This window comes from Antarcticimicrobium sediminis, from assembly GCF_004348975.1.
In the GTDB taxonomy this organism is placed as follows: Bacteria; Pseudomonadota; Alphaproteobacteria; order Rhodobacterales; family Rhodobacteraceae; genus Antarcticimicrobium; species Antarcticimicrobium sediminis.
The window spans coordinates 14,158-26,298 of the sequence record NZ_SMFP01000018.1; the positions used below are offsets into that span (position 1 = coordinate 14,158).

The 12,141-nt window shown below is 61.2% G+C and carries 9 protein-coding genes and 3 pseudogenes; 9 read left to right on the plus strand and 3 right to left on the minus strand.

Features of this window, described 5'->3' with window-relative positions; all coding sequences use genetic code 11:
• Positions 1-4 precede the first annotated feature (4 nt).
• Complete coding sequence (locus E1B25_RS19120) at positions 5-796, minus strand: enoyl-CoA hydratase-related protein (RefSeq protein WP_132831192.1); 792 nt, start codon at positions 794-796, stop codon at positions 5-7.
• Positions 797-805: 9 nt separating this feature from the next.
• Positions 806-1,546 (minus strand): GntR family transcriptional regulator, encoded by a 741-nt coding sequence (locus E1B25_RS19125; RefSeq protein WP_132831193.1) that lies wholly within the window; start codon positions 1,544-1,546, stop codon positions 806-808.
• Between the two features lie 165 nt (positions 1,547-1,711).
• Here E1B25_RS19125 and E1B25_RS19130 point away from each other — a divergent pair, with 165 nt between their 5' ends.
• From E1B25_RS19130 to E1B25_RS19165, 8 genes and pseudogenes are all read left to right on the plus strand, one after another.
• Positions 1,712-3,028, plus strand: a complete 1,317-nt coding sequence (locus tag E1B25_RS19130; RefSeq protein WP_165937689.1) for an MmgE/PrpD family protein — start codon at positions 1,712-1,714, stop codon at positions 3,026-3,028.
• A gap of 29 nt (positions 3,029-3,057) precedes the next feature.
• Positions 3,058-4,245, plus strand: a complete 1,188-nt coding sequence (locus E1B25_RS19135) for an acyl-CoA dehydrogenase family protein (protein ID WP_132831195.1) — start codon at positions 3,058-3,060, stop codon at positions 4,243-4,245.
• Between the two features lie 106 nt (positions 4,246-4,351).
• On the plus strand, positions 4,352-5,395 hold the full coding sequence (locus E1B25_RS19140) for a TRAP transporter substrate-binding protein (protein WP_132831196.1): 1,044 nt from the start codon (positions 4,352-4,354) through the stop codon (positions 5,393-5,395).
• 113 nt (positions 5,396-5,508) lie between these two features.
• Positions 5,509-6,012, plus strand: a complete 504-nt coding sequence (locus E1B25_RS19145) for a TRAP transporter small permease subunit (RefSeq protein ID WP_165937690.1) — start codon at positions 5,509-5,511, stop codon at positions 6,010-6,012.
• Positions 6,009-7,298 (plus strand): TRAP transporter large permease, encoded by a 1,290-nt coding sequence (locus E1B25_RS19150; RefSeq protein WP_132831198.1) that lies wholly within the window; start codon positions 6,009-6,011, stop codon positions 7,296-7,298. The genes E1B25_RS19145 and E1B25_RS19150 overlap by 4 nt, the downstream gene beginning before the upstream one ends.
• Before the next feature lie 29 nt (positions 7,299-7,327).
• Complete coding sequence (locus E1B25_RS19155; protein ID WP_132831199.1) at positions 7,328-8,488, plus strand: CaiB/BaiF CoA transferase family protein; 1,161 nt, start codon at positions 7,328-7,330, stop codon at positions 8,486-8,488.
• A gap of 286 nt (positions 8,489-8,774) precedes the next feature.
• Positions 8,775-8,935: pseudogene (locus tag E1B25_RS22625) on the plus strand (IS6 family transposase); the annotation flags it as partial.
• 417 nt (positions 8,936-9,352) lie between these two features.
• The gene (locus E1B25_RS19165; RefSeq protein WP_132831200.1) at positions 9,353-11,272 is read left to right on the plus strand and encodes an FAD-binding monooxygenase; all 1,920 of its coding nucleotides are present in this window, start codon (positions 9,353-9,355) and stop codon (positions 11,270-11,272) included.
• Positions 11,273-11,307: 35 nt separating this feature from the next.
• On the opposite strand, the pseudogene E1B25_RS19170 reads toward E1B25_RS19165, so the two are convergent.
• Positions 11,308-11,657 (minus strand): annotated as a pseudogene (locus E1B25_RS19170) (integrase core domain-containing protein); the annotation flags it as partial.
• A 152-nt stretch (positions 11,658-11,809) separates the two neighbouring features.
• On the opposite strand from E1B25_RS19170, the pseudogene E1B25_RS22630 reads away from it, so the two are divergent.
• A pseudogene (locus E1B25_RS22630) lies at positions 11,810-12,038 on the plus strand (IS110 family transposase); the annotation flags it as partial.
• Between the last annotated feature and the right edge of the window lie 103 nt (positions 12,039-12,141).

Consider the following 12,141-nt stretch of genomic DNA (forward strand, 5'->3'; position numbering starts at 1 on the left):
GATTTCAGAGGCCGGTGAAGCGCGGCGTGCGCTTCTCGTTGAAGGCCAGCACCCCTTCGCGCCGATCAGCGGTGGGTACGGTGCGGTTGTAGGCCTCGATCTCGATGGCGAGCCCGGTCTTCAGGTCGGTCTCGACCCCGAGAGTCATGGCCCGCTTGGCCTGACGCACCGCGATCGGCCCGTTAGCGGCGATCCGGCGCGCCAATTCCAGAACGCCCGGCATCAAGTCTGCCGATGGCCACACCCTGTTGACCATGCCCCATTCCGCAGCCTCTGCCGCGCTGAACGGTGTTGTGGCAAAGATTAGTTCCTTGGCGCGACGCGAACCAACCGCGCGTGGCAGGTTCTGGGTTCCGCCACCACCGGGGATAATGCCCAGCTTCGGTTCCGTCAGCGCAAAGCGCGCGCCCTCGGCCGCATGGATGAAATCGCAGGCCAGCGCCATTTCGGTGCCGCCGCCATAGGCCGCGCCATTCACCGCCGCGATCGCCGGCACCGGGCAATCCATCAACGTGTAGAACGCCTGTTCGAAAATCACGTGCTGGCGCTGCCAATCCGTGTCAGACATGCCGTTGCGCTCGCGCAGGTCGCCACCAGCGCAAAAGACCCTGTCGCCAGCCCCGGTCAACACCAGACAGCGTAGATCACCGGGGTCCATCAGTACGCTGCGGAACAGATCGAGCAACTCGCGCCCCATCTGGGTGTTCAGCGCATTGGCTGATGCCGGGCGGTTCAGGGTGACGACGGCAATGCCTCCATCCAGATCCTCACGAATCAGGGTTTCATACTGGGCCATGGGGCCTCCTCAGGTTTCACGTTCCAGCAAAATCGTCTGGGTAAAGCGGTCGCCCGGATGGAAGGAAAGCGTGATCTCAAACAATTCGCCCTTGTCCGACCAGTAGCGGCGTCGCTCCATCAGTGCAGGTGCGCCCGGTTCAGAGGAGAGTTCCGCCGCAAGATCCTCCGGCATCGACACCGCCGCAATTCGACGTTCGACCCGGGCGATGGTGAAACCGAATTGTTCGGATGTTTTCTGATAGATCGCACGAGACACTCCGCCAATACCGTCGCGCACGCCGATGTAAGGCTCAGAAATATAGATATCGGTCCAAGCCACCGGAAGTTCATCATTTTGGGTATGACGGAGCCCAGCCATGCGCAGCCAGCGACTCCCCTGCTCTGCGCCCAGCGTCTCGGCCAATTTAGGACGCAGCGTTACCACCCCCTCCTGCTTCTTGTCGAAGATGGTGACACGGGCATATTCCGTCAGGTTATCAATTGAATCAATGCGATAACTGTACACCTCGGGCGGTGTCCTAGCCAGGACAACCGTTCCCACCCCAGCCTGACGCGACAGTAGCCCGGCCTCCTCCAACAACCGCAGCGCCTCGCGCACGGTATGCCGGCCCAGACTGTATCGGGCACAGAGCTCCTGTTCGGTCGGGAACCGGCCGCCAACGGGATAAACCCCAGCCGCAAGATCGGCTGCTAAACGGTCATGCAGTTCTTGATAAAGCGTTGGCTTGCTGCGGCGTGGCTTGTTCATAGCCTCATCTTAAATGTTCGGATAATGTTATGACAAGCAATTTTTTCCGTTGACAGCAGAGCCGGCGATCAAACATTATCCGGACAATCCAAGGCCGCCAGAGGAGAGGTTGGTTTCGCCGGCACGGCGATGTGGAAAGGTACGAACATTATGCCGGGAGGGCGCATGAACTTTATCGCAAACCTCTGCGCACTGATCGCAGCGCCGCGCCCCCTGAGCGCGGCGGAACGCGCCGCCGCCCTAACTTCCTTTGAGGATACGCTGGCCGTGACCTATGCTGGTTGGGGAGAGGCCTCAACCGCCGCCGCGCGTCGCGTCTTTGCCGGAGCCACTGCCCCTCTTCTTGATGGAGCAAAAGCACTCAGCCCGGAACATGCAGCCCTGATACATGGCATTGCCGGTCACGCGCTGGACTATGATGATGTGCATCTGACCTCGGTGACCCATCCCAGCGTGGTGCTGGTGCCCGCCTTGATGGCGCTGACCGCGTCCCGCCCAGACCTGACGCCCCGCCTGATCGACGCCTATGCCGTCGGTCTTGGCACCAACATCGCGCTGGGTCAGGCGCTGGGGTTTGGCCATTACGATCGCGGCTGGCATGCGACATCGACCATCGGCCCGCTCGCAGGGGCTGCGGCGCTGGCCCATTTGCTTGGGTTTGACGACTCGACCACCCGCAGCGCGCTCGCGCTCGCTGCCGCGCAAGCCGGCGGGGTCCAGCAGAACTTCGGGACCCAAGCGAAACATGTTCAAGCCGGACAGGCCGCCGCTGCCGCCCTGCGCGCAGCCCAGTTGGCAGAGGCCGGGGTTGATGGCAGTCAGGACATCTTTGGCCCGCGCGGGTTTTTCGACCTCTACGGCGGTATCACGCCGGGGACCCTGCCGGATCACGTCGCCCCTGATACCTTGTCGGTATCACGCAAGCTGTTTCCCTGCTGCTACCTAACCCACCGGATGATCGCCGCCGCATTGGAGGCGAGGATCGCTCTGCCTGATGGGGTGCCCAACGATGCGCGCATCATGGTTCAGGTGCCCTATGGTGGAATGCGCCCGCTGCAAGTGACTGACCCGCAGACCGGAGCGCAGGCCAAATTTTGCGCCGCCTATTGTGTCGCAACGGCGCTGGCGCAGGGCCGGGTCGGGCTGGCGGATTTCAAAGATGACGCCGTGCGTCGACGCGACCTGCGCCGGATCATGGCGCAAGTCGAAACCATCGAGGATCCGCTGGCGGGGGATATGCCCATCGGCATTGACCACGGCAGTGTCCGGCTCCGCATTACCGCAGCCGGTCGCACTTTGGCGGAAGCCGAGGCCATACATTACCCCGGCGCCCCCGATGCTCCCGCAACGCCCGAAGCCTTTGAAGCCAAGCTCACGGACTGCCTCACCATCTGGCAGCACGAGACCGGGCAAACCCTGACCCCGGCCAGCTTCCGCAGGGATCTGCGCGCCCGCTTTGCCCCTGACATGATGACGGCCTGAGACGGAACCAGAAATCGGAACGAAGACAAATGACCCAGACAGATGACATGCCGATCTCCGTTGAAATCGGAGAAGATTACCCCGAAATTCGTGATGCGGTGCGCAAGGTCTGTGCCCCCTTTGACGGCCCCTATTGGCAAAAGCTGGAAGAAACTGACAGCTATCCCAGCGAATTTGTCGAGGCCCTGACAGCCAGCGGTTTTCTCGCCGTTTTGATCCCCGAAGCCTTTGGCGGTTCTGGTTTGCCGTTGCGCGCGGCGTCGGTGATCCTTGAAGAAATTCATGCGATGGGCGGCAACGCCGGGGCATGCCACGCGCAGATGTACATCATGGGCACCCTGCTGCGGCATGGGTCAGAGGACCAGAAACAGCAATATTTGCCCGCAATCGCCAGTGGTGAGCTGCGGTTGCAGGCCTTTGGTGTGACCGAGCCCACCACCGGATCGGACACCACGCAACTGCGCACCCGCGCGGTACGAGAGGGTGATGAATATGTCATCAACGGACAAAAGGTCTGGACCAGCCGGGCGCTTTATTCCGATCTGATGCTGTTGCTGGCCCGAACCACACCGGCGGATCAGGTCGCACGCAAAACCGACGGGCTCTCGGTCTTTCTGGTCGATATGCGCAAGGCCCGCGGCAATGGGCTGGAGATCCGGCCGATCAAGGCAATGGTGAACCACAACACCACCGAGATCTACTTCGACAACCTGCGCATTCCCGCCTCCAGCCTGATCGGCGAAGAGGGCAAGGGGTTCAAATATATCCTCGACGGGATGAATGCCGAACGCACGCTGGTCGCCTCGGAATGCTTGGGCGACGCCCGCTGGTTCATCGACACGGCCACCCGCTATGCCAACGAACGCGTGGTTTTCGGCAAACCGATTGGCACCAATCAAGGGGTACAGTTCCCTATTGCCCGCGCCTATGCCGAAATGCGCGCGGCCGAAATGGTGCTGCGCCGCGCTTGTGCGCTGTTCGACGCAGGACAGCCCTGCGGCGAAGATGCGAATATGGCAAAACTGCTGCTTTCCGAAGCCTCGTGGCATGCCGGCGAGGCCTGCCTGCAGACCCACGGCGGCTTCGGCTATGCCTGCGAATATAACGTAGAGCGCAAATGGCGTGAGACGCGGCTGTATCAGATTGCACCGATCTCCTCGAACCTGATCCTGGCCTATCTGGGCCAGCACGTTCTGGGTATGCCGCGCTCATACTGAACCGATCACACATTCATTGAACTGATACCGTCGCACGCCGCTCTGCCCCGGTGCGCACGGAACTCGCCCCGCAGGGGTGGAAGGGTAGACAGGGAGGAGAAAGACCATGACCAAGACAACACAAACCCGGCGCGGGTTTCTTGCGCTCTCAACCGCTACGCTGGGGGTAATGGCCGCCCCGGCGCTGGTTCGAGCACAAAGCGAGCAGGTCATCAAGATCGCCTACAATCTGCCCGAGCACCATGCCACGGGCACCTATTTCGAGACGCTGGCGAAGGAAATCGCTGCCCGCACCGCCGAGACCTCGGTCAAGCTGGTGCCGCAGACCTTCCCCGATGGGCAGCTCTACAACGATACCCAACTGCCAGATGCCATTTCCACCGGCGCAACCCATATCGGACAGGTTAACCTGGGATTCATGGCCGGGCGTGATGCGCAACTTATGCGAGTCTGGGCGATGCCGTTTCTCTATGACACCTGGGAAGCGGAATGGGCCGCCGAAGACAGCCCGGCGATGCGCAACGCCTTTGCCACCCAGCTGGCAAAGTACGATCACCAGATGCTGGGTTGGATGGCCTATGGCACGGTAGAGATCTACACCAATTCGCCGGTGCGGCTGCCATCGGACATGCAGGGCCTCAAGATGCGCTCCTTCGGGCTGGACGCCACCCAGCTGCTCAGCACGCTCGGGGCATCGCCCGTCACCATGAGTTCGCAGGAAGTCTATCAGGCGATGCAGCGCGGCACCATCGACGGCTGTCTGACCGGGCCGTCCTCGGTGCTTAGCCGCAAGCTGTTCGAGGTTACGAAATACGGCACCAACGTCGCCATGATGCGCCTGCCTTTCGTCGCCTCGGCCTCGAAGATGTGGTGGGACATGCTGCCCGAAGACGTGAAGACCGCAGTGGGAGAGGCCGCGATGGTTGCCCAGAAAGCCTCGCGCGATCAAGGCAAGGCCGACAGCGAACGCGTTGCCGACCGGCTGCGAGAGGCCGGAGTCGATGTGGCAGACCTGACACCGGAAGAGCGCAAGGCCTGGGGCGAAGCCGCAGCTCCTCTGCTAGCAGACTATAAGGCCAAGACCGGTGAGGCCGGGGCTGACATCCTCGCCGCCGTGGCCGCGGCCAATGCCGCCCACCCTGCCAGCTGACCAAAGGGGGCGTGGCAATGCGCCCCCGGGTGTTGTCGTGGCCAGGCCCGTTGTCGGCCCTCCGACCGGTGCTCCGGCACTGGTCGGAGTCCTTCTTTTTTGATGAGGTCCCCATGCTCCGAATAACGCAGGCATTGGCGATGGTGCAAAACGCCATTCTGGCCCTTTCGGCGATGGCGCTATTCGCGCTGCCGCTGATCACGGCCTATGACGTGACGCTGCGCTATCTGTTCCATGCGCCCACAATCTGGGCCACCGAAATCTCAATCTATCTGCTGCAGTTCGCGGTCTTCATGACGCCGGGTGCGCTGCTGGCCGACGGCAACCACCTGCGCGTGAGCTTCTGGATCGAGACCCGCACCGGCCTGACCCGCCGCATCGCCGAGACGGTAACCGCCTTGGCGATCCTGCCCTATGCGGCGATCCTGATCTGGTTCGGCACCTCTTACACCTTGCGCGCCTTCGACAGGGGCATGTTGTCGCCGACACTGCTGCAGGTGCCGCTCTGGATCGCCTATGCGCTGATCCCACTGGGCGGTGCATTGTTGGTGCTGGGGGTTGTTCTGAAAAGCTTGACGCTCTGGGGCGAACAGGACAAGGCGGAGGCCCGCGCATGATTTCCGGTTCCATTGTTGCGATCCTGCTTGGCGTGCTGCTGGGCTGCCTCGTGGCCGGGGTGCCAATCGCCTTTTCGCTGGGCCTGGCCGGGGCTGCGACCATCGCGTCGGCCTCTGGCCTGCCGTTTCTCGTGCAAATTCCGCTAACGCTGCAACGGGCATTGGCCGATCCGGTGATCCTCGCCGTGCCGATGTATATCCTGATGGGAGAGATCCTGTATCGCGGAAAGGTCGGCCAGCAACTGTTTGACGTGGCCAACGCCTGGGTGGGTCGGCTTCGCGGCGGCACCGGTGTTTCCGCCGTGACGGCTTTTACCTTCTTCGCCGCTATCGTTGGCTCTTCCATGGCATCGGTCCTGACCATCGGGCGCATCGCGATCCCTGAGATGGAAAAGGCCGGCTATCCCAAACGACTGAGTTACGGGCTTTCAGTGGTTGGCGGATCTTTGGGCATCCTGATCCCGCCCTCGATTCCGCTGATCATCTATGCGTCTCTTGCCTCGGTGTCGCCGGCCCAGTTGTTCCTGGCCGGGTTGCTTCCCGGGTTGCTGGTCGCTGCGCTGCTATCGGTCTGGGCAATGCTTGCCGCGCCGCCGCCCAATACCATCGAAACCGCCCCTTGGTCGGGCAAGCACGCATTGAAGGTAACCCTGCGCGCGCTGCCTGATCTGGCGCTGCCGGTCGTGGTGCTGGGGGGCATTTATCTGGGCATCTATACCCCAACCGAGGCCGCGGGCATCGGCGTGGTTCTGGCCTTGCTGCTGACGGTGGTCCTGCGCCGGAGCCTCAGCCTGCGCGATCTTCCCGAGGTGATGATCAGCGCCACTCGCCATTCCGCGGGATTGCTTGCCATCATGGTCGGTGCGTTGGTGCTGGGATCCGCACTGACCCTGATCGGCCTGCCCCAGTTTCTGGCAAAACAGGTGATGGAAGCCGGCGTTGCCCCTTGGGTCGTGCTGCTGATCATGAACCTGGCTTGGGTGGTCCTTGGGTGTTTCCTCGAAGTGATCTCGATCATCCTGATCACCGTCCCGGTCTTCGTCCCGGTTGCCGTTGCGCTCGGGTTCGACCCGCTGTGGTTCGGCATCTTGATGGTGATCAACATGGAGCTGGCGGTGATCACCCCGCCACTGGGTATGAATCTTTTCGCCCTCAAGGCGATCCTGCCAGAGGAGCGGATCGAGACCATCATCCGCTCCGCTCTCCCCTCGTTGCTCATCGTGCTGACCGTGCTGACGCTGGTTTGGTTCTTTCCCGAAATTGCGCTGGTCCTGACGCGGCTTTGATCCGCTGCCCGGACCAACAGGAGGTTCTCATGTCAACTACCCCCACCCGCCCCGATCAGCCTCTCGCCGGATTCCGGGTGATCGAGATCGGGCACTCGGTTGCCGCCCCTTTCTGTGGTCAGGTGCTCGCTGATCTGGGCGCAGAGGTAATTAAAATCGAAAATCCAGACGGCGGCGATGATGCCCGCCACTGGGGGCCCCCCTTTGTGGGCGGAACGGCCGCCACCTTCCACAGCTTGAACCGGAACAAGCGCTGCATGGCCGTGAACCTCAAGAACGAGGAAGAGCGCGCGGAGTTCGAGGCGCTGATTGGCGACAGCGACGTGCTGGTACAGAATATGCGGCCCGGGCTGATGGAGCGCTACGGGCTGGGAGCCGACGACCTTTGCGCCAGATTTCCCCGGCTGATATGCTGCAATCTCGGCGCCTACGGTGATGTTGGGCCGCTGAATCGCCACACCGGATATGACCCGCTGATGCAGGCCTTTTCCGGCATCATGTCGGTCACGGGCGAACCCGGTCGCCCGCCGGTACGGGTAGGCCCGTCGATCATCGACCAAGGCACCGGCATGTGGTGCGTGATCGGCATCCTCTCGGCGTTGATTGGCCGCGCGGCGAACGGGCACGGCTGCCGCGTCGACACATCCTTGTTCGAGACGGGGCTCAGCTGGATGACGGTTCCGATCGGCAATGCCGTTGCCTCGGGAAAGGAGCCGGGCAAGAGCGGCTCGGAAACCCCGATGCTTGCTCCATACCGCGCCTATATGGCGCAAGATCGGCACATCATCATCGCCGCTGGCAACAACAACCTGTTCCGCCGACTGGCCGAAACACTGGGTCATCCCGAATGGTCCAAAGATCCACGCTACGCCGCCAATGCCGAGCGTGTCGCCAACCGCGAGGCCCTGAATGCAATGATCGAGGCGGTGGTACGGACCCGCCCCTCTGCCCACTGGATGGAAGCGCTCGACGCCGTCGGCGTCCCCTGCGCCCCGGTCCATCAGGTGAGTGAGGTTCTGGCCCATCCCCAGACCAAGGCGCTAGAGATGATCCTGCCCTCGGGGGATCCGAACCTCGGTCTGGTGGCAACGCCCCTGCGTTTCGACGGAACACGCCCGCCACTGCGCAGCCTTGCTCCCAAGCAGGATCGAGAAAACGAGCCCGCGGCCACGGTGTCAAAGGCAGAGTAAATTCGGCCATCGTCGCAGCGATCGTGAAACATCACTGGAGGGCCCGCACACTTGGACTGGCACCGTAAAGTTAACCAGCCATGCACAAAAACTTGACCGGCTCCGGTGTTCAGGCGACTTCGAGGTGAGCGATGTCGCGCCACGCATCCATGGTCGCGGCGCGGATTTCGCGAAAGGGAGTTGTCACGTTAAGCGGGTCGCGATTGCCTGCTCTCTGATTGCTACGTAGGTCACGGCGATTCAGACACCTTCCATCAGCTAAAAGCGGCACCGGTTCCCGCCCTCGATCATCGCCCACGCGGTCTGGCTGTATGTCCGGTTCAATCTGAGCCTGCGTGAGGTCAAGGAGATGCTGACCGAACGTGGCATCGACGTGTCCTAGAAACCGTTCGGCACTGGACGGCCAAATTCGGGCCGCAGACCGCGAGGAACCTGCGGCGCCGCCGCGCAGCCCTGACCATTCGCTACCACCGGATGGAAGCTCTTCGCGCGTGGAAAGTCGCCGCCAACATCGCCTGAGGCCTGCATCAACGGCGCTGACCGCCACTCCTTCGATTATGCGCGTGATTTGATAGTGATGCAAGCCGACAGCAGGTTCGGTAGGGGCCCATGACGCGCCCTGCATCAGCGTTTCCGCCATGACCTGCTCCTTCTGCGCATCCGTGAACTATGCATGAAGGCATGCATTTCCGTTCGTCTCCCAGCCAGGGATTCGTTACAGAAAGCGCTAGCCAAATTCGGGGGCGTTCTCGGAGACCACAATTTACTAAGTGTACTATGCTAATTGACTAAATATAATAAGTATAGGTATCTTAAGCTTGACCCGAGCGAATGCTCACATCTACATAATTAGGAGGAGAGCTTATGCAGTATTACTTGGATGGCTTTCGCGCCGGAGATCCCGACCTGAAAGAGGCGGCGCCCTGCCGCCGCGCGTACAGCGATTTTGCCCCGCTCCCTGAAAAGGTGGATGTGCTCATCGCCGGCTGCGGGCCCGCAGGCCTCTGCCTTGCTGCACAGCTTTCCCAATTCCCTGAAATCGACGTCATGATCGTCGAGCGCAAGCCGGGCCCAATGGAGAAGGGGCAAGCCGACGGGGTGAATACCCGAACCATGGAGATGTTTCAGGCCTTTGGCTTCGGCGAGAAGGTCAAACGCGAGAGCTATTGGGTGAACCAGACAGCCTTTTGGACGCCCGACCCGGAAAGGCCCGCACATATCCGCCGTATTGGTCGGGTGCAGGATGTGGCCGACGATTCCTCCGAGATGCCGCATACGCTGATCAACCAAGCCCGCATTCATGAGCTCTTTCTCGACGTGATGCGAAAGTCGCCGAAGCGGCTTGAACCGGACTATGGCTGGTCCGTCAAGGACCTGACCGTCGACGCGACCACGCAGGATCACCCCGTGACGGTCACGCTCGAAAATACCGGCGTGAACCTTGGCGCGACTCACACCGTGCGCGCCAATTACGTCGTTGGCTGCGATGGTGCTCGCTCGAACGTGCGCAAAGCGATTGGAGGCACGCTGCACGGCGATGCCGCGCATCAGGCATGGGGCGTGATGGACATCCTCGCCAACACCGACTTTCCAGACATTCGCCAGAAATGCATCGTTGCCTCTGAGGCCGAGGGCAACATGCTGATCCTGCCGCGCGAAGGCGGCTATCTCTTCCGCATGTATGTCGAACTCGACAAACTCAATCCTGATGAGCGTGTCGCCGCTCGAAACCTGACCTCAGAGCACATGATTGCCGCCGCGAACAGGATCATGAAGCCCTACTCGCTCGACGTGAAAGAAGTAGTATGGTGGTCGGTCTACGAGATCGGTCACAGCATGACTGACCGGTTTGACGATATCCCGGAAGAGCAGAAAGAGACCCGAAATCCGCGGGTCTTCACCGCCGGAGACGCGTGCCACACGCACAGTCCGAAAGCGGGGCAGGGTATGAATGTGTCGATGCAAGACTCCTTCAACCTCGGCTGGAAGCTGGCGCATGTGTTTCGGAAACAGGCGGATCCAAACATCCTGCACAGTTACTCCGCCGAACGCAGGGCCGAGGCCAAGCGCCTCGTTGACACCGACCACAAATGGGCCCGGATCATGTCAGCGCCTCCGGGTGAGTCCGACCTTGATGGGGCCGATATGCCGCGCATCCAGAAGCAGTTCATCGAGAACCTCGAATTTACCGGTGGGCTGGCTGTGCATTATGCCCCGTCGGCGTTGGTCGGGCCGGACACCCATCAAGCGCTCGCCCGTGGACAGATTGTGGGCAAAAGGTTCCACTCGGCTCCGGTCGTACGGTTCTCTGACGCAATGCAGATGCAGCTCGGCCATGTCGCCGAGGCCGACGGACGTTGGCGCATCTATGCCTTCGCAGGAGCCGGGGACAACATCGCCAAAAGCTCGGAAATTTATAAGCTCGCGGACTGGCTAGAGAAAAACCCCTCCTCTCCTGTGGTCCGGTACACGCGCGCCGACGAAGATATCGACAGCTTGATAGACTTCAGGGCGATCTTCCAGCAGACTTTCGATGCGCTTGCCTACGATGAAATGCCGTCACTCTTAAGGCCCGCCAAAGGCAGATACGGCCTGCATGATCATGAAAAAGTCTTCTGTGCCGATCACAAGGGGGCAGGCGACATTTTTGACATGCGCGGACTGGATCGTGAACGGGGATGCATGGTTGTGGTTCGCCCCGACCAATATGTCGCCCACGTCCTACCGCTGAATGGATATGCGGAATTGTCCACCTTCTTTGCGGGGTTTCTGCGACCAGTCTGAGGGGCACAACCTATTGAGGTAACCGTGATGTCACATCACGTGTGATTATATGGCCGTTTCTTGAAGAGTGCGGGCTTCTGGCGGTTCCAGTCCTTGAGCGGATGGGCGTTCGGCCTTTCAGCACGGATTGCGGAAGCTGGCTGTTGTAGAGGCGGACGTAGCACAGGATGGTCTGTTCCAGGTCCTCGCCGCTGCGGAAGCGGTCGCTCTGCTGGACGTCCTCGATCCCGCCGTTGAAACGCTCCACCATTCCGTTGGTCTGTGGCCGCATCGGCGGGGCGAGGCGGTGCTCGATGTCGAGCTCCGCGCAGAGACGGTCAAAATCATGATTGCCGGTCGCAGCGCGACGGCGCAGGCCAAAGAGGCGGTCAGTGAACTCCTTGCCGTAACACCTTCGGAATGATGCTGGTTGAGAGGCTATGGCCAGCTGTGCAGCCGACAAATTGCGCAGCAGAGCACAAACCCGCAGACTCTCGTTATGAACGAGGGACCAGCGGGGGGCAGGTCACATGAACCACACTAATGAGGAGACCGGCTATGACCGCTGCCAATATTGCACAGAGTGCCCCCGTTTAGTCGCCATCGATATCTCGAAGGCCCGCCACGAAGTCCTCATTGTCATGCCCAGCAGGAAGCACCATGGTCGTTTGACTGTCTAAACCAACTGGGCGACTTCAACCGCTTGATCACGTCGCTTGCCAGCTATGGAGGCCCTGTCCGTGTGGCCTTCGAGGCAACCGACAACTACCACCGCACATTGGCCTTCATCTGGCAGCGGCCCCCACTCGAACGCAGAGGAGAGACTGATGCTTGTGGTTATGAATGCGCTGGATATCTACGGCATTCTCATCCCCGGAAAGATCGTGGGT